Source organism: Paraburkholderia sediminicola (assembly GCF_046026855.1).
In the GTDB taxonomy this organism is placed as follows: Bacteria; Pseudomonadota; Gammaproteobacteria; order Burkholderiales; family Burkholderiaceae; genus Paraburkholderia; species Paraburkholderia sediminicola_A.
The window spans coordinates 96,546-113,725 of the sequence record NZ_JAQQET010000013.1; the positions used below are offsets into that span (position 1 = coordinate 96,546).

15 protein-coding genes are annotated in these 17,180 nt (G+C 61.7%); 6 read left to right on the forward strand and 9 right to left on the reverse strand.

Going from position 1 to position 17,180, the window contains the following annotated elements:
* The first annotated feature begins 1 nt into the window (after position 1).
* Positions 2-658, forward strand: a complete 657-nt coding sequence (locus PQR40_RS16335; RefSeq protein WP_408236242.1) for an amino acid ABC transporter permease — start codon at positions 2-4, stop codon at positions 656-658.
* Between the two features lie 149 nt (positions 659-807).
* Here the strand turns inward: PQR40_RS16335 and PQR40_RS16340 are convergent, their stop codons facing one another.
* Genes PQR40_RS16340 through PQR40_RS16350 form a run of 3 tightly spaced genes read right to left on the reverse strand, consistent with a single transcriptional unit; the run spans position 808 to position 4,798 of the window.
* Complete coding sequence (locus PQR40_RS16340; RefSeq protein ID WP_408338603.1) at positions 808-2,085, reverse strand: cytochrome c; 1,278 nt, start codon at positions 2,083-2,085, stop codon at positions 808-810.
* Positions 2,086-2,097: 12 nt separating this feature from the next.
* Entirely contained in the window at positions 2,098-4,341 is a 2,244-nt protein-coding gene (locus tag PQR40_RS16345; protein WP_408509403.1) for a xanthine dehydrogenase family protein molybdopterin-binding subunit, read from the reverse strand.
* Position 4,342: 1 nt separating this feature from the next.
* Positions 4,343-4,798, reverse strand: coding sequence for a (2Fe-2S)-binding protein (locus PQR40_RS16350; RefSeq protein ID WP_408509404.1), 456 nt, complete (start codon positions 4,796-4,798; stop codon positions 4,343-4,345).
* 441 nt (positions 4,799-5,239) lie between these two features.
* Between PQR40_RS16350 and PQR40_RS16355 the strand changes: the two genes are divergently transcribed.
* Positions 5,240-5,638, forward strand: coding sequence for a hypothetical protein (locus tag PQR40_RS16355; protein ID WP_325042634.1), 399 nt, complete (start codon positions 5,240-5,242; stop codon positions 5,636-5,638).
* A 460-nt stretch (positions 5,639-6,098) separates the two neighbouring features.
* Entirely contained in the window at positions 6,099-6,917 is an 819-nt protein-coding gene (locus PQR40_RS16360) for an alpha/beta fold hydrolase (RefSeq protein WP_408338605.1), read from the forward strand.
* A gap of 133 nt (positions 6,918-7,050) precedes the next feature.
* Here the strand turns inward: PQR40_RS16360 and PQR40_RS16365 are convergent, their stop codons facing one another.
* Positions 7,051-8,001 carry a peptidoglycan DD-metalloendopeptidase family protein gene (locus PQR40_RS16365; protein ID WP_408236434.1) on the reverse strand — a complete coding sequence of 317 codons (951 nt, stop codon included), beginning with the start codon at positions 7,999-8,001 and terminating at the stop codon, positions 7,051-7,053.
* Positions 8,002-8,637: 636 nt separating this feature from the next.
* On the reverse strand, positions 8,638-9,054 hold the full coding sequence (locus tag PQR40_RS16370; protein ID WP_408236227.1) for a hypothetical protein: 417 nt from the start codon (positions 9,052-9,054) through the stop codon (positions 8,638-8,640).
* Between the two features lie 131 nt (positions 9,055-9,185).
* Between PQR40_RS16370 and PQR40_RS16375 the strand changes: the two genes are divergently transcribed.
* On the forward strand, positions 9,186-9,593 hold the full coding sequence (locus PQR40_RS16375; protein WP_408509405.1) for an SRPBCC family protein: 408 nt from the start codon (positions 9,186-9,188) through the stop codon (positions 9,591-9,593).
* Positions 9,594-9,732: 139 nt separating this feature from the next.
* Here the strand turns inward: PQR40_RS16375 and PQR40_RS16380 are convergent, their stop codons facing one another.
* The 4 genes from PQR40_RS16380 to PQR40_RS16395 form a co-directional block, all read right to left on the reverse strand.
* Entirely contained in the window at positions 9,733-11,007 is a 1,275-nt protein-coding gene (locus PQR40_RS16380; RefSeq protein WP_408509406.1) for a c-type cytochrome, read from the reverse strand.
* Positions 11,008-11,018: 11 nt separating this feature from the next.
* Positions 11,019-11,765, reverse strand: a complete 747-nt coding sequence (locus tag PQR40_RS16385) for a (2Fe-2S)-binding protein (protein ID WP_408338608.1) — start codon at positions 11,763-11,765, stop codon at positions 11,019-11,021.
* Positions 11,762-14,590: a xanthine dehydrogenase family protein molybdopterin-binding subunit gene (locus PQR40_RS16390; protein WP_408509407.1), complete on the reverse strand. Its 2,829-nt coding sequence runs from the start codon at positions 14,588-14,590 to the stop codon at positions 11,762-11,764. Before PQR40_RS16390 ends, PQR40_RS16385 begins: the two co-directional genes overlap by 4 nt.
* A gap of 437 nt (positions 14,591-15,027) precedes the next feature.
* Complete coding sequence (locus PQR40_RS16395) at positions 15,028-15,783, reverse strand: DeoR/GlpR family DNA-binding transcription regulator (RefSeq protein WP_408509408.1); 756 nt, start codon at positions 15,781-15,783, stop codon at positions 15,028-15,030.
* Positions 15,784-15,917: 134 nt separating this feature from the next.
* Between PQR40_RS16395 and PQR40_RS16400 the strand changes: the two genes are divergently transcribed.
* Both PQR40_RS16400 and PQR40_RS16405 read left to right on the forward strand, forming a co-directional pair.
* Entirely contained in the window at positions 15,918-16,505 is a 588-nt protein-coding gene (locus PQR40_RS16400) for an NUDIX domain-containing protein (protein ID WP_408509409.1), read from the forward strand.
* Between the two features lie 349 nt (positions 16,506-16,854).
* On the forward strand, positions 16,855-17,154 hold the full coding sequence (locus tag PQR40_RS16405) for a hypothetical protein (protein WP_408236206.1): 300 nt from the start codon (positions 16,855-16,857) through the stop codon (positions 17,152-17,154).
* Positions 17,155-17,180: the final 26 nt, after the last annotated feature.

Below are 17,180 nucleotides of genomic sequence, written 5' to 3' on the forward strand. Positions count from 1 at the left end.
CATGGTCGAATTCACCCTCTGGGACATCGCCCGCAACCTGTTGCTCGCCGCCCGCTGGACGGTGTTGTTATCGCTGATCGCGTTTGTGGGCGGCGGCATTGTCGGGCTGATTCTGCTCGCGATGCGCGTATCGCCGTTGCCGTGGCTGCGGCGGATCGTCGTCGTGTATGTGGAAATATTTCAGGGCACGCCGTTGCTGATGCAGTTGTTTCTGGCGTTCTTTGGCCTGCCGCTGCTAGGTGTCGACGTGTCGCCGTGGGTTGCGGCAGCCGTCACGCTGACGCTTTATACCAGCGCGTATCTGGTCGATATCTGGCGCGGTTGCGTGGAAGCCGTGCCACGTGGCCAGTGGGCCGCCGGGGCGAGTCTCGGCATGACGTTCAGCCAGCAACTGCGCTACATCATCTGGCCGCAGGCGCTGAAGATCGCCGTGGCGCCGACCGTCGGCTTCCTGGTGCAGGTGGTGAAAAGCACCGCGCTCGCGTCGATCATCGGCTTCACGGAATTGACCAAGACCGGCACGATGATCACGAACGCGGCCTTCCGTCCGTTCCCAATCTACGGCATGGTCGCGATGATTTACTTCGCGATGTGTTTCCCGTTGACGTGGTATGCGCGCGTGCTGGAGAAGCGGCAGAAGATCGGACAGCACCGGTAACTTGCCGTGGGCTGTTCTTTGCTGCGCTCGATTAGCGCGTTGCCGCGCTGGACTGCCCTCGAAAAGCTCCGCCGTTCCCGCACGCATTCACGAAAAAAGCGGCAACCGTATTGCACGGTTGCCGCTTTTTTGTTGCCACAGCGATTTGACTACTTCGCCGCCTGCGTCGACTTCCGCAACTTCGCCACGTCACCTGGCGTGACTGCCGGGCCGCCGTTATTCCAACCGGCCCGCACGAAGGTCAGTACATCGGCGATCTGCTGATCGTTGAGCACCGGCGCGTACTTCGGCATCGGATACGGCGCGGGAATGCCGCCGATCACCAGATCTTCCGTGCCGTTCAGCGTCACGTTGATCAGCGACGACGGATCCTTCTCCAGCACGTTCGGATTGCCGGCCAGCGGCGCCAGCATCGGCGCAAAACCGCGCCCGTCGACGCCGTGGCAGTGCATGCAATACGCCGTATAAACGCGCGCACCGGCATCGTTCGCAGGACGGTTCAACGATACCTTCGTCGCCTGGCTGTCGTACGTATAGGGCGGCGCACCATTGCCGCCCGCCGGTGGTAGCGACTTCAGGTACGTGGACATCGCCGCGACGTCGGTGTCGTTCATGGCCTGCGTGCTGTTGTTGATCACGCTGGTCATCGAACCGAACGCCGATGCGTGGCGATTGGCGCCGGTCTTCAGGAACGCCTGCAGATCCTGATCGTTCCATCGACCCAGCCCGACGTTGTGTTCGCCGGTCAGATTCGCCGCAAACCAGCCGTCGAGCACACCGCCGGTCAGAAACGCGCTACCGCTTTCATCGAGCGCCTTCTCCTGGAACGCGACGCCACGCGGTGTATGACACGAGCCGCAGTGCCCCAGGCCCTGAATGAGGTACGCGCCACGATTCCACGCGATATCCTTGCCCGGCTTGTCCTGATAGACACCCTTCGCCAGGAACACCATGTTCCAGAACTTCAGCGGCCAGCGCATGTTCAACGGCCATTTGATGTCCGGCTCGCGATTCGCCTGCTGCACCGGCGCCACGCCGCTCATGAAGTACGCATACAGCGCTTTCATGTCGTCGTCGTTGACCTTCGCATACGACGGATACGGCATTGCCGGATACAGGTTGTGACCGTCTTTCGCGACGCCTTCACGCATCGCTTTCGCAAAGTCCTCCTCCGTGTAACTGCCAATGCCGGTTTGCTGATCCGGCGTGATGTTGGTGGTGTAGATCCGGCCCATTGGCGTGGTCATCGGCAGGCCGCCCGCGAACGGTTTGCCCTTCGGCCCCGTATGACAGGCGACGCAATCGCCGACCTTCGCCAGATAGGCGCCGCGCTGCACCAGCGCCTGATCGGCTGCTTGCGCCGTTTGCGTCAGGAACGGCAACGCCACGCACAGCGCCGCACCGAAACCCTTGAGTGTGTTTTTCATGTTGGGCTCCCGTCAGGCGGTTTGCAGTTGGCTACCGACCGGCAATTGCCGCAGCCGCTTGCCGGTGGCCGCGTAAATCGCGTTCGTCAAAGCGGGCGCGAGCGCCGCCGTGCCCGGTTCGCCAATGCCGCCCGGCGCCTCGCTGCTCTTCACGATATGCACCTCGATAGGCGGCGTTTGATCGATCCGCAGCATCCGGTAGTCGGTGAAGTTGTTCTGCTCGACGCGACCGTCCTTGATCGTGATCTCGCTGTAGAGCGCGGCCGTGATGCCGAAAATGATGCCGCCCTGCACCTGCGCTTCGATCGTGTTCGGATTCACGACCATCCCGCAATCGACCGCGCACACCACACGCTTGACGGCCACCTCGCCCTGATCGACCGCGACATCGACGACGATCGCGAAGAAGCTGCCGAACGCATGCATCACCGAGACACCGCGCCCCTGACCCTTCGGTACCGCGCTGCCCCAGTTCGCCGCCTGCGTGGCGGTATTGAGCACGTTCAGCGCACGCGGCGTTTTGCCGAGCAGATCCTGACGGTATTTGACCGGATCGACTTTCGCCTGGGCGGCGAGTTCGTCGATGAAACTCTCGACCACGAAGGTGCCGCGCGTCGGTCCCACGCCGCGCCAGAATGCGGTGGGAACAGCATGTGGTTCCTGGCGCACGTAGTCGATCAGTTGATTCGGCAGGTCGTACGGCAGGTCCGAGGCGACTTCCACCGCGTCCGGATCGAGACCGTTCTTGAACGCCGGCGGTGCGAAACGCGCCATCACCGACGAGCCGACAATCCGATGCTGCCACGCGATTGGCTTGCCGTTTGCGTCGAGTCCGGCGGAGATCTTATCGTAGTAGTACGGCCGGTACATGTCGTGCTGAATGTCCTCCTCGCGCGTCCACAGTACCTTCACCGGCGTCGACACCTGTTTGCCGATCTTGACCGCCTGCGTGACCATGTCGAACTCGAGCCGCCGGCCAAAGCCGCCACCGATCAGATGGTTGTGCACGACGATCTTGTCAGCGGGCAAACCGGTGACGGCAACCGCGGCGTCCACTACCCGCGTCGGCACTTGCGAGCCGAGCCAGACGTCGCAGCCGTCTGGCCGCACGTGCACCGTGCAGTTGATCGGTTCCATCGTGGCATGGGCGAGGAACGGCTGCTGATACACGGCGTCGACGCGTGTCCTGGCGTTTGAAAACGCGTTGTTCACGTCGCCGTCTTTGCGCGCTACCGCACCATTACGCTGCGACGCATTGGCGAGATCGTCGACGATCTGTTTCATGCCAATCTTCGCGCCCGCGCCTTCGTTCCATTCGATAACGAGCGCCTGCAAACCGCGTTTGGCGGCCCACGTGTGATCGCCGATCACGGCGACCGCATTGTCGAGCTTCACGACCTGGCGCACGCCGGGGATTTTCTTTGCGTTGGTATCGTCGACGCTCGCGAGCGTGCCGCCGAACACCGGGCAATTCGCGATGGCCGCGTAGACCATGTCGGGCACGCGCACGTCCAGTCCGAACAGCGCCGTGCCGTCCACCTTCTCAGGCGAATCGAGACGCTTGACCGGGGTACCGATCAGCTTGAAATCCTTCGGGTCTTTCAACGGCACGTTCTGCGGCGCGGGCAGTTTGGCCGCGGCGTTCACCAACTGTCCGTAACCGATGCTGCGGTTGCTGGCCGCATGAATCACCTGCCCGGCTTGCGCATGACAGCTTGCCGGATCGACTTGCCATTGCTGCGCGGCAGCGCTGATCAGTACGGTGCGTGCGGCCGCACCGGCACGGCGCATCGGTTCCCACGCAAAGCGGATCGACGTCGAACCGCCGGTGAGCTGGCCGCCGAGCAGTGGGTCCATGAAGAGCTTTTCGTTCGGCGGCGCGTGGTCGAGCGTGACCGAGTCGAGCGGCACTTCGAGCTCTTCGGCAATCAGCATCGGGATCGACGTGTAGACCCCTTGCCCCATTTCGACCTTCGGAATCACCAGGGTGACTTTGCCCGCCGTGTCGATCTGGATAAAGGCGTTCGGCGCGAACACGCCGGTTTGAGGCGCTTCATCCGCGTCGCCACCGATCACCGATTTGCCGGCCTTCTGGTCCTGACTCGCGGCCGGCATGCTGAAGCCGAGCAGCAAGCCGCCGCCCGTGGCCGCGCCTACCGTGACGCTGAACTTAAGGAACGTGCGGCGGGTGATACCACCGTTGCCACCCTTCGACGGCTGCGCGCCGTTTTGTGCATCGAGCAATCCCTGGGACATGTCAGGCTCCCTTCGCGGCTTGCTTGATCGCCGCACGGATGCGGTTGTACGTCCCACAGCGGCAGATGTTGCCGGCCATGGCGGCGTCGATATCCGCGTCGGTTGGATCGGGGTTGCTCGCGATCAGCGACGCCGCCGACATCACCTGCCCCGACTGACAGTAGCCGCACTGCACGACGTCAAGCTGACGCCACGCCTGCTGCACCTTCTGCCCGGCCGGCGTGCCGCCGACCGCTTCGATGGTGGTGATTTTCTTGTCGCCGACAGCCGCGGCCGGCAGCACGCACGAGCGCACCGCGACGCCATCGAGATGCACCGTGCACGCGCCGCATTGCGCAATGCCGCAACCGAACTTGGTGCCGGTCAAGCCGACGAGGTCGCGTAAGACCCACAGCAGGGGCATGTCGGGCGGTGCGTCGACGGTATGAGTCTGGCCGTTGATGTTGAACGTTGTCATGGGCGGCTCCGGGTGGGGTTTATTGTTTGTCAGGCTGTTTAGACAGAGACGTTGAACCAAAACGCAAAGACTTGCGGTGTTTATTCAGCAAGTCGTGCTAATACGCAACGCGGCTACCGTTCAATGAAGACAATAGATGATGCGCAGCGCGAGCGCGCTGGAAGCGGACCTGGAAATTGTAGTCGCGGATAAAGAAGTTCGCCGACAACGCGTGCATCTCCACGGCGTCCACGCCCCGAAAGAGAGGCGGCCGCAGTCCTTTCTGGAAGTGAAACCAGATTCAAATCAATGCGTTACCATTGCCACATTGGCTTGATCTGAGGCGCTTCGCGTACGCGCATCATTCTTATTGGTGCATCCTCGAGCGATTTTGTTAGCATGGATCTGGCTTGACCCGATCGCCCGGCCTGATCCGGCATGACTATCCGAAGGAGCGGCAAGATGAACGACCAGCAATGCACTCAATTCCTCTCGGAGATTCGCAGACCGCTACTGGCGCTGCATAAGTCGATTCTCGATCACGAGCGTGCATCGTACGAAAAGGAATTCGGCCCCGTGACACCGGCAGCGTTCCTGCAAGTGCTCATCAACGGCTCGGGGTTCCGCTGGCTCACGCCGCTCTCCACGGTGATCGCGAATGTCGACGAAATTCTCGACGACAAGGAAGCGGATGCTGCCGATCGGCTCGCCGCAGCCGAAGCAATCACCGGCCTCTTTTCTCCCGACCAGCCCGACAACGCGTTCCTGCCGCGCTACCTGCCGCTCCTGCAAGCCGACCCGGCGATCCTGCATCATCACGGACAGGTTTCGCAACTGCTGCGCGGCACTGAATCGAAGTAGCCGGCGGCGCGTTACTTCGTCGGGGGATTCGCTGGCATTAGCCCAAGCGTCGTCGCTGTGGTTGAGCGCGGCAGCACGACGTCTGGTGATGCTTGCACCTTTGGCTCCCGAATTCACTCACCATTGCCAGGCGTGCATTTCGGTCGATCACGCGTCGTCTTGTTGAATACAGGATCGACGCATTCGCGACGATTACCAGGCTTTCCGCATCCAGCCAGCACAACGCCCCCTTATTTCAAGGTGATTTATGCTCGATTCGTAATAGTGGGCCGTACCTGCGCCGCTCACCGCTCAATCCAGTGCAGCCGTCAATCACAATCTTTTGAATTTGCCTGGCTTTGCTGAATAAAACAAAGGTGAGCTTTTGCGGGATGCCTTCAGCGGACGCTACGAAATGCCTTTCAGCGCGCTTTGGAACACCCTGCTAAGGTAAGCAGGCTTTCTCACGACACTCACCGTTATGCAAAACTGGCCGCTTCCCGAACGCTATACGTTCCGCGATCAAACCGTGCGCTTTAACGTGGCCGGCAACGGTCCGCCGCTGGTGCTGGTTCATGGCACACCGTTCTCTTCGTATGTGTGGCATCGCATCGCTCCGCATCTCGCACACATTCGCACCGTCTATTACTACGATCTGCCTGGCTACGGCCAATCCGAACAGCGCGACGCTCAGGATGTCTCGCTCGGTGTGCAGAACGTGCTGCTGGCGGAATTGCTCGCACATTGGCAACTGAAGAGTCCGGACGTCATCGCGCACGATTTCGGTGGCGCAACTTCTTTGCGCGCACATCTCATTGAGGGATGCGACTACCGCAGCCTCACACTGATCGATCCGGTTGCCGTCGCGCCATGGGGTTCGCCGTTCGTGCGGCACGTGCGCGAACACGGCGCGGCGTTCGCCGGGCTGCCGCCCTATATTCATGAAGCGGTGGTGAAGGCATATGTGCGTGGCGCCATCGCTCGCGACATTCCGGACGAGGAACTCGCGCCTTATGTGACACCGTGGCTCGGCGCAACCGGACAAGCCGCGTTCTATCGCCAGATCGCCCAAATGGATCAGCGCTATACCGACGAGGTCGAAGCACGCTATTCGCAGATACGTTGCCCGACGCAAATCCTGTGGGGTGTGGAAGACCAGTGGATTCCGCTCGAACGCGGCCGGCACCTGGCGGCAGCCATACCGGAGGCACGCTTTCAGGCGGTGCCCAAGGCCGGGCATCTGATGCAGGAAGATGCGCCCGAAGCGATCGTCGCGGCGGCGCTGCGCTGGTTCGGTTGAAGACGTGGGCCGTTACCGGCGCGATTCAGTACCGGATACGGATGCGTGGATGTGGAAAAACAGCGGCCCCGGCAAATGATTTACCGGGATCGCTGCTTGTGCCGATGCGACGGAAACGCCCGCTGATATACCGCTAGCCGCGGCCTTGCGGCAAATACGGCATCGGATCGATCGGCTTGCCGTCGCGGCGCAACTCGAAGCCCACGGAAACGCGCGAGTTATTTTCATCGCCCATCTCGGCAATCTGCTGACCTTGCCGCACGACGTCACCGATTTTGACCAGCAGCTTGCGGTTATGCGAGTACGCGGTCAGAAAGTCCTTGTTGTGCTGGACGATGATCAGACTGCCGTAGCTATTCAGACCGGTGCCGGCGTACATCACCTTGCCGTCGGCCGCGGCCCTTACCGGATCGCCCGCCTTGCCGCCGATTTCGATGCCGCGCGTTTCACCCGGCTGGAAAGCTTCGACTACACGGCCACCCGCAGGCCATGCCAGCGACACGCCGTTCGCGTGCCGCGAAGTCTCTTGCGCGACTTCGCGCACCTCGGCGGCGCTAGGCGCGGATGCGGGTGTGGCGGACTGTGCCGCTGCCTGCGACGTGGTTGCCGCCGACGCCTGCTGCGCTGCAAGCGGAACAGCGGACGCCGCCGCAGCCGCTGCAGCGTTGGCCGCATTGACTGCCCGCACCGTTTCCGGCGAGGCGACGTGCAGCACCTGCCCCTGCTTCAACCGCGAGGAAGGCTTGAGATCATTCCACGCCTGCAACTGCCTGACACTGCAATGATGACGCTGCGCAACGCGCGCCAACGTGTCGCCACGCTTGACGCGATACACCAACGGCGGCGCCTTTTTTAGCGGCGTGCCGTCGTCCGCGGCTGGCAGAACCGACGTGCCTGCGACGACATTGGAAGCTGGCGCCGCAGCCGCCGCCGGCACAGCGGACGCGGCCGATGTACCCGATGCGCCCACTGCCGCGCCGGTCTGCGCGCCCTGCTGCCCCACATTCGCACAACCGCTGACCGCCAGCGCGACCCACGCGCCAGCCAGACTGGCCATCATTGTCCTGTCGAAACGCTTTCCCAACATGTTCGACTCCTGCTTTTTATTGGCGGGATGGGTGCCGCCCTGTCGCGTACGACGCGCGCATTCTGACGAAGCGCTGCCTTCTTTCGCGACACAGCGAGGCCGCCTCGTGCGACGCCCACCCATGCCCTGCCGTCCAACCCAACCCCTTTCGCCCTGCTGATGTCCGATGCCGATAAGAGGCGATCTTCCGCGAAAAGGGCCAGATTGCCGATTAAAATTCACGCGGAATTGTAAAGTGCGTTTTGCAAAAAACGTCCCGTCTCACACGTTTTGATACAAACCTTACGCACGGTGTTGCAGACACGGTTGCGCGTGCAACCAGTCCGGCGCGGCATGCTCTCGAGCAGCCGCTGCTCCGTGCAGGTCCGGTTACCACTGCCCTAGTGTTGTATTAGCCGGCGTTCCAGATCCGTTCGCGCCGCATGCATAGTGGTAGCTTGAAGCGCCCACACGCACCGTCGCAAAACCCGTAAACGGCTGCGCCGCCGGACGACCGGACGATAACGTTTGCTTTAACGGCAAAACGCCGCCAAAACTTGAATCGCCGGTCGCCGCAACGCTAAGCGTGGAGGGAAAAATGTGTTGGCGAGCACACGAGCCTCTGCCCATCCTGCTCGATAAGACAGCGGCCGACTAGCTGTAGGTTTGGCCTTGATACTTCACGTAGCCGACCGGATGATGCGTGAAGTGCAGCACCGGCAGAACAGGGTTGCTGTTATCGGCGGTGGGATAGGCGCTGGCTTCGGAAATGTATTCGCCTTGCACCTCGATCGGTTGCCCCACCTGCAAGCCGGGGATTTGCTGCGCGAGCCCCTCGCTGTCGCCGAAGCGCACGGCAACGAATACCTCCGTGCCGACAAGGTTCTGCGTGCCGCCCTCGAACTTCACGACCGTGTCGATCTTGATGACGAATTGCTGATGATCGGCGGCATGGTGAAACTCGGGGCTGAGGAACACTTTGCTGATCGTGGCTTGCACACAGGCGAGCGGCGCACCCAGCGAATTAGGGGAACTATGATGAGGAAGAGTCTGCGTCGCGAGATTATTCATGAAGTCTCCGTGAAGGGAACCCGATTGGTCTACGGCGAAACGTAGGCCGTGCCGCTGGGCGGTAGCGGCGCGATACCATTTGAGCAGACCCATGCGCGCGAGTTCATTACGCGCCATTCACAGGAGACACAATGACCTTGCCTTCACAAGCGCAAATCATCAGCGCCCATATCGCACGCGACTGGCGCGATGTCTACGCTTTCACTTCGCCACCGGAAGCGTTTCCGATCTGGGCATCGGGGCTTGGCAAACCGCTGAGCCACGAAGGTACGAAGTGGATATTCGAAGGCAGCGAAGGCCCGGTAACCGTGCGCTTCTCCGTCATCAACGACTACGGTGTGCTCGACCACTATGTGCTCTTGCCCGACGGCAACGAGATCTACATCCCGCTGCGGGTGATCGCCAATGGCAGCGGCAGCGACGTGCAGTTCACCCTGTTTCGCGTGCCTGGCATGACAGATGAGAAATTCGCCGCCGACGCGCAGTGGGTCGAGCGCGATCTCGCTAAACTGAAGGCGTTGCTGGAAGAGCAAGGTTGACGTGTTTGCCGGAAGCTGCTGCGTGTTGATATTGCGCATCGCAGCCCACGCATAAAAAAAGCCGGCGCCTTTAACGGCACCGGCTATTCCTTAAATCACGCTCGACGCCAGACTTGCAGCACCCAACGCGTGACACACTTTATCGCAGTGCTTTCACCGCATCGGCCGTCACGTCAGCAGGTTGGCCGCCATACGTCGCGCGCAGGTAATTCGCGAGCTGCGCGAGTTCCGTGTCGCTGAGTTGCGTAGCGAATCCCGGCATGTCCTGCATCCGTTCAAGGCCCGGAAAATCCTGCGCGCCAATGCCGTCCAGCATCGCCACAATCAGGTTATGTGCATCGCTTTGGCGCACGGTCGAGTTGGCATGCATCGGCACGGCGACGTGCGGCTTGCCCTCACCGCCAAGCCCGTGACAGCCGGCACACACCGCGAGATATACATTGCGCCCCGCCTCGAGTTGCGCGGCATCGGCGGAGACCGACTGCAACGGTTGCGGCGCCGGAGCCTGGTCGCCGAGCAGATACGTCGACATCGCGCGCAGATCGTCGTGCGTCATGTACTGAGTGCTCAAATGCACAACCGGATACATCTCGCCGAAAGCCGAGCCTTGCGGCGCGATACCGGTGGCGAAGAACGCCTGCAGGTCGGCGGCCGTCCAGCCACGCGCCGCCAAACCATGCGGCGTGATGTCCGGTGCGGCGATCCGGCCGAGCGCCGCGCCCGTCAGCGGCTTCGCGCCGTCGAGCTGGCCGAACTTGCCGCGCGGCGTATGGCATTCGGCGCAATGGCCAAGCGCGCTCGCCAGATAGCGCCCGCGATTCCAGTCCGCGGATGCTCCTGAGGAAGTCCCGGTGGGGGCTTGCCCTTTCGATGCGTCCGGCAATGTGTCCGTCAGGAAGACCCAGTCCCAGAAGCGCACGCCAAAACGCATGTTGAACGGGAACGACAGTTCGGGTTCGTGGTTTGGCACGGCTGCCGGCTTCTGCGCCATCAGATACGCGTAGATGGCATCGCTATCCGCACGCGACAGTTGACGGTAAGACGTATACGGCATGGCCGGATACAACTGCCCGGTCGGCGTAACGCCGTCGTGCAGCGCCTTGTACAGATCGTCCGCACTCCAGTTGCCGATACCGTGATCCTTGTCCGGCGTGATGTTGGTGCCGTAGAAGGTGCCGAACGGCGAGGCCAGCTTCACGCCGCCGGCGAAGGTCGCGCCATCTGCCGTGGTGTGGCAGGCGGCGCAGTCGGCGGCTTTGACGAGATAGCGGCCGCGCGCGAGCGGATCGGCGGCGGTGGATTGCGGCCCCAACGCGGCGGCTGCCTGCATCGCAGCAGCGGAGTCGTCGTGTTTGCCGCAAGCACTTAGCAAAGCAGCCGTGGCGAGCAACAGCAGCGCACGACGCAGATTCATCGAGGGGCTCATCATGCGGCGTCCTTTACGAGGCCGGGCGTGGTCATCACGACTTCCTTCACGGCTTCGTAGTAACGCACGTAGCCCGTGCACCGGCAGATGTGATCGTTCAGCCCTTCGGTGATGGTTTGCTCGACCTGGTCTTTGGTGATCGGCTGACGCTTCAGACGTTCGATCAGCACGGTCGCCGCATTGACGAAACCGGGCGTACAGTAGCCGCACTGAAAACTGAAGTGCTCGAGAAACTTCTGCTGGATCGGCGACAGTTCGATCACCTCGCCTGCTTCGTTGCGCTTCGCGTGGCCTTCGATCGTGCGGATGGTTTTGCCGTGGAAAAAGTTCGCGCCCGTGATGCAGGTGCGCACTTCTTCGCTGGTGCCGTCCGGCTTGTCGACGATCACGACGCACGCGTGGCAGATGCCCTGGCCGCAGCCGAGGCGCGAGCCGGTCAGGTGCAGATACTCGTGCAGAAAATCGATCATCATCAGACCGGCAGGCACGTCGGTCGGGCCGACAATCTCGCCGTTCACCTTGACCGACACCGGCAGCGTGCGGAAATGCGTCAACGGACGCTCGACCACGGTAGCGGCCGGTGCGCCTGTGGCAGCACCCGAGGCGCCGGCAGCGGTATTGGCGACAGCAATGCCCGAGCCAACGGAAAAACCTGAAGCAGCGGAAGCAGCGCCTGAAGCAGCAAGAGCACCGGCCGCGCTGGCGCCGCTTGCAGCATTCACGGGGGTTTGAGTGGGGGCCGTCATGCGAGCACCTCCTGAATACGTTGCGGGGTGACCGGCAGGTCGGTAAAGCGATGGCCGATCGCGTGCGCGATACCGTTTACGATGGCGCCGACCACCGGAATCATCACCACTTCGGCGATGCCCTTCGGTGGATCCGTTTCGGTGAGCGGCGGCAACACTTCACCGGTCTGGGCCCAGACGGCGACGTCAGTCGCGCGCGGCAAGTGATACCGGTTGAAGTTCCACGTGCCATTGCCCGGACCGTCTTCGTATAGCGGCAGGTACTCGTGCAATGCATGACCGATGCCCATGGCGAGACCGCCTTGCAGCTGGCCCGACACCAGTTGCGGCGAGAGCTGATTGCCGCATTCCATGATCGAGTGATGCGCGAGCAGGTCGACCTTGCCGCTCGCCTCATGCACTGACAGCTCGACCAGGGTGCCGACCGCGCTGTAGTACGTCACAGCCGCGTTGTTGCGCTGAACCGGTGGAATAAACACGCGCTGACGGTCGAGCACGCGGTAGTGGTTCGCGGTAGTTTGCAGTTTCTTTTTATCGGCAGAAGCGTTGTCGCCGTATCGAAGCGCGAGCCCGTCGAGCGGCAGACGCTCGACGCTGCCGTCGATCTCGAAGTCCGACTCGGTCCATTGCCAGCGATTGAACACGTGCACGGTCGCGCCGGTTACGAGACCCAACTCGTGTGCCTTCTTCGCGAGCTGTTCGAACGGCAGCGCCTCGAGCCCGGCCGCGGACAGCTTACCGTCAACCCAACGCGCGTCTTCGATGCGAACCATCAGCGGCGCGGCTTGACCACCGCCGCCGCCCTGACTCCAGATCGCCATCGCAGCCGGCCACAAGCCGTGCGCGAAAACGACGCGCGCCGCTTCGCGCGTGCTGTGCGTGAAATAGAACGCGGAGTTCGTCGCGCTCGAAGGCGACGCATAACCCGGCGACCAGCGCGGATTCGCGGCCAGCTTGTCCTGGTCCGCTTGCGACATCATGTACGGATCGCCGCTCGTGACGACCGGCAGGTCGGGCCAATCGGTGATCGCGACATGTACGTCGGTGGCCGGCTTGCCGAGCCACTTCGCGACGGCGATCGCCTGCGAGGTCGACACGCCCGTGCCGATTTCAGCAGCCGTGTGCTGCAGGCTGACCTTCCCGTCAGCGCTGAACTCGACCTTCGCGAACGAGGTTTCCGCGCCGGTGCCGAAGTCCTTCTGCACACATGCAAAGCCGACGCCATAACGCTTGCCCGGATGCGCGGCTTCGAATTCGGCTTTACGCTTCGCGCGATTCACCCACAGCGGATGGACCTTCGCCTTCTGCAACACATCGTCGACCCGAATCGCGCCGGCCGGCACCGCGCCCTGCGTGTTCTTCATGCCCGAACGCAGCCCGTTCTTCAGGCGGAAGTCGATCGGATCGACATTCAGTTGCGCGGCGATTTCGTCGACCATCATCTCGGTCGCGGCCATGCTTTGCAGCGTGCCGTAGCCGCGTGCGGAACCGGCGTCGATTGCGCGCGAGGCGACGGCAACCGCTGACAGATCGTTCTTCGGGAAGTAGTAGATCGACTGCGCAGCAGTCGCGCCGACCATCGCCACCGAGGGCGAAAAGTTACACCGCCCGCCGCCGTTTGCTTCCATCTCGGCCTTGAACGACTGCAACAGACCCGTGTTTTTATCGACCGCGATCCGGTAGTTCATCTTGAACGCATGGCGTTTCAACGACGTCTGGAACTGCTCGTAGCGATCGTTGGCAAGACGCACCGGGCGCCCATCCGCATACATCGCGCAGACGAGGCCGTAGAACGGCACGTTGAAGTGATCTTTCGAACCGTAGCCCACTGTGTAGCACGGGTGAACGAACAGGTTCTTCACTGGGAACGCGCACTTCGCAACCATGCCGACCGCACTGTCGACGACCTCGGACGGCGCCTGAGTCGGCACGACCATGTGCAGCGATTGCGTTGCCGCGTCGTACCAGCAGTTTGCGTTGTCGGGTTCGAGCGCGGCCGTGTCGATCGACTGCGTGTTGTACTCGCGCTCCATCACCAGCCAGTCCGCCGACGGATGATCCAGCTCCTGCTGGATCTGAGCGGCATGGAACATGCCCTGCTCGTCGAGCTTGCCGTGTTCGACGCCGTCCGGCCACACCGGCTGGTGCTTGCGCATCATGCTCGGGAACACCGGCGCGTCTTTCAGACTGGAGAAGATGTCGTCGTCATACGGCGTCTTGCCGCCGACGCGCACGAAGCGGAACATGCCCCACGGATCGCGTTCGAGCGGGCCGGTTTGCGCGCCGTAACGGATGACCTGATCCTGAAACTTCAGTTTGTCTTTTGCAAAGCGAAAGCGCGCGAAGTCGTGATAGATCAGGATCGCGACCGCCTGGCCGAGATACGCAGGCGTCTTGCCCGGCGGCAGCAACATGTCGTCGCCGTAGAAAGCCGGAAAGATCAGGCCGTCGCGCGTCAGATCGTCCGCCGTAACTACGCGATCGGGCTTCAGTTCGTCACCAAGCAACGACAGGTCGAAGCCTTCATAGCTGCGGTCGGCTTGCGTCGTGCGCAGGATGAACGCGTGCGACTGCTGCTGCGGCCAGTGCGGCATGTCGGTCGCGCGGATGTCGCGCGCGAACACTTTCGAGCCCGTCACTTTGGCGATACCGTCGATGCGGAATTTCGCCTGCCCGTTGGCGGCGTCCCACTGAACTGGTGTCAGAATTTTTTCTTCGAACAACGCAGCGAATGCGCGGCTGCCCATCGGCGCGATATACACCGACACACCCGCCAACACGCTGGCCTTCAGAAAACTACGACGTGAAAGGTCGAGTTTCCCCATGGACTTCTCCTTTAGTGAACACAGCGGCAACCCAATAGCAGGACAAACGCGGAACACAGGCCGGCGCGGCGCGGCCACATGCCAGCTTACACGCGGCGGACCTGCGCTGAACGGCTGTAAACCACGAGGGAGGTGTTCGAACCGCGGACGCTAGTGTGCGCCCGGGCGTACCGGCGACGTGCAGCAGCCATCACTTCGGCAATGCCGCAGTCGATCTGATTTACCTGGAGCTACCGTGAGTTGCCTTTTCCCTGCCCTACAGAGGGCAAGGGCCGGGATTATCTCGCTGTTTAGACGCACGGTGCGTCAATTTTTGTCAGCTATCTCGCAAATAACGGATTGAGTATGAACCGCTATAGCGTTCGGTTTACGACGTTTTTTGTATTGGTCTCGCAGCGGTCCCGGTCGCCCGGTTTTCGACTTGCAAGCATGCTTGACTAAGCCCGCAGGATCGTGATGCCCAATGCCTCGAACGGCGCGGTAAGCACCGCTGGCGTATTCCGCTCGACGACGATCGTACTGGCCGCCGTCACATCCGCAATCTTGTACGCCGACGCCGCATTGAGTTTTTCCGCCGACGCCAGCACCACCGTTTCCGCCGCATGTTCCGCGAGCGCACGCTTAACGTAGGCCTCCTCCATATCGCCGGTGCTCAGACCCGCTTGCGGATGCACACCGGTCGCGCCCATGAAATAGAGGTCGGCGCGAATGTGGCTGAGGGCTTCAATAGCGGCTGCGCCCACGTTGACCATTGAATGGCGGAACAGACGGCCGCCGATCATGAGGACTTCGAGTTCCGTATGCTCCGCCAGTTCGACCGCGATGCTCGGGCTGTGCGTGACGATCGTCGCGCGCAACTGGCGCGGCAAATGACGCGCCAGTTGCACGGCCGTCGTACCGCCGTCGATGAACGCGATCTGGCCGTGCCCGATCAGGCCCGCCGCCGCCCGGCCGATCGCCGCTTTCGACGCCGATTCAATGCGCTCGCGCCCGGCGAAATCCACCGCCGCCGGCGAGGCCGGCAACGCGCCGCCATGCACGCGCTGAAGCTGCCCCTCGGCGGCAAGTTCGCGCAAATCGCGCCGAATGGTGTCTTCGGAAACGTCGAATTCGACGCTCAACGTCTTGGCGATCACCTGACCGTCACGCTTGAGCGCTTCGAGGATCAACTGTTTTCTTTGCGATGTGAGCATGGCGGCCATCCTGGAAGCATTTTGGCAGATTGCACGAACTTTCTTGTTTTTGCATGAAATTGCACGATACCATGAATTGCATGCGGTGCAGACCGCGTTTCCCAGCAGGATTCCCACAGGACAGGATGCGAGTCATGAACGAAATCGCCGGGCGGGTACGAATTGTCGATGTGAAAGTGCTATCGGACGACTGGTACGTACTGAAAAAAACCACCTTTGATTACCAACGCGCGGACGGCAGCTGGCAACGCCAGAGCCGCGAAACCTATGATCGTGGCAACGGCGCGACGCTGCTGCTGTACGACGCGCGCCGCCGCATGGTGGTGTTGACACGGCAATTCCGCCTGCCGGCGTTCGTCAACGGCCATCACGGCATGCTGATCGAGACGCCGGCAGGTCTGCTGGAGGCGGCCTCGCCTGAAGAACGGATCCGCGCGGAAGTCGAAGAGGAAACCGGCTACCGGGTGCATGAGGTACGCAAGGTGTTCGAAGCCTTCATGAGCCCGGGTTCGGTAACGGAAAAGCTGCACTTTTTCGTCGCCGAATACAATGCGGTGGCAAAGGTCGGCGCAGGCGGCGGTATTGCCGACGAAGGCGAAGATATCGAGGTGTTGGAACTGCCGGTGGACGAAGCGCTGGCGATGGTCGAGCGTGGCGAGATTGTCGACGGAAAGACGATTATGTTGTTGCAGTATGCAAAGTTGAATCTGTTCGGCGTGTAAACGGCGACTTGCAGGCCGTGCCACCAAATCGCCTTGACGGGCATAGGCGCGTGGGCGGAGTGTGACGAGCACTCTGCCGCCGCTGCGGCTGTTCAGCCAGCAATCTGGCCGCGCGCCCAATTTTTCGGACTGATCTCACACAAGGTTGGGAAAGGGACGATATGTTGACGAACGTCAAAAAAATATCCTTACGGGTCCCTTTGGAGTCTGCCTGCCTCTCTGTCAGCGCGTTGCACGTCTTCAACCGGAAAGGCCATTTCCGTTAGTATATTTTTTACTTCGCCAGCTCGATAAAGCCGGCGAACGATTTGAGGTTTAAGTGGATTCTCTTAATTCAGCGAACAGATTCATGGGCGGCTTCTTTTTCGGCACCCTCGTCGCTGCAGTCGTGATGGTATTGCTATGCAACGCCGGTGATTTTTCGCCGTTTATAGCGAAGCTGCATGCTTTGGCACAGGTCATCCTGACCGCGCTCATTTCCCTCGTTATCGTCGATGCAAAACCATTGGCCTATAAAACCGTCTGGCGTGATCGCCGCTGCAGCTTCGTACTCGATGAAGATCTGACCGCGACCCTTCGCGGCAGAACCTTTGGCATTCCCGCCGGCGTGGTAATCGGGATTCTGATTCAGAATTACGTGATGAACTAATTTCCCGTCGCACGGGAAAGCGGCAT

Excerpts from the sequence above, each read along its gene's own strand:
- PQR40_RS16405 (WP_408236206.1), top strand. The coding sequence starts at position 16,855 with ATGGGCGGCTTCTTTTTCGGCACCCTCGTCGCTGCAGTCGTGATGGTA.
- PQR40_RS16360 (WP_408338605.1), top strand. The coding sequence starts at position 6,099 with ATGCAAAACTGGCCGCTTCCCGAACGCTATACGTTCCGCGATCAAACC.
- PQR40_RS16340 (WP_408338603.1), bottom strand. The coding sequence starts at position 2,085 with ATGAAAAACACACTCAAGGGTTTCGGTGCGGCGCTGTGCGTGGCGTTG.
- PQR40_RS16400 (WP_408509409.1), top strand. The coding sequence starts at position 15,918 with ATGAACGAAATCGCCGGGCGGGTACGAATTGTCGATGTGAAAGTGCTA.
- PQR40_RS16355 (WP_325042634.1), top strand. The coding sequence starts at position 5,240 with ATGAACGACCAGCAATGCACTCAATTCCTCTCGGAGATTCGCAGACCG.
- PQR40_RS16380 (WP_408509406.1), bottom strand. The coding sequence starts at position 11,007 with ATGAATCTGCGTCGTGCGCTGCTGTTGCTCGCCACGGCTGCTTTGCTA.
- PQR40_RS16370 (WP_408236227.1), bottom strand. The coding sequence starts at position 9,054 with ATGAATAATCTCGCGACGCAGACTCTTCCTCATCATAGTTCCCCTAAT.
- PQR40_RS16335 (WP_408236242.1), top strand. The coding sequence starts at position 2 with ATGGTCGAATTCACCCTCTGGGACATCGCCCGCAACCTGTTGCTCGCC.
- PQR40_RS16385 (WP_408338608.1), bottom strand. The coding sequence starts at position 11,765 with ATGACGGCCCCCACTCAAACCCCCGTGAATGCTGCAAGCGGCGCCAGC.
- PQR40_RS16345 (WP_408509403.1), bottom strand. The coding sequence starts at position 4,341 with ATGTCCCAGGGATTGCTCGATGCACAAAACGGCGCGCAGCCGTCGAAG.
- PQR40_RS16350 (WP_408509404.1), bottom strand. The coding sequence starts at position 4,798 with ATGACAACGTTCAACATCAACGGCCAGACTCATACCGTCGACGCACCG.
- PQR40_RS16375 (WP_408509405.1), top strand. The coding sequence starts at position 9,186 with ATGACCTTGCCTTCACAAGCGCAAATCATCAGCGCCCATATCGCACGC.
- PQR40_RS16390 (WP_408509407.1), bottom strand. The coding sequence starts at position 14,590 with ATGGGGAAACTCGACCTTTCACGTCGTAGTTTTCTGAAGGCCAGCGTG.
- PQR40_RS16395 (WP_408509408.1), bottom strand. The coding sequence starts at position 15,783 with ATGCTCACATCGCAAAGAAAACAGTTGATCCTCGAAGCGCTCAAGCGT.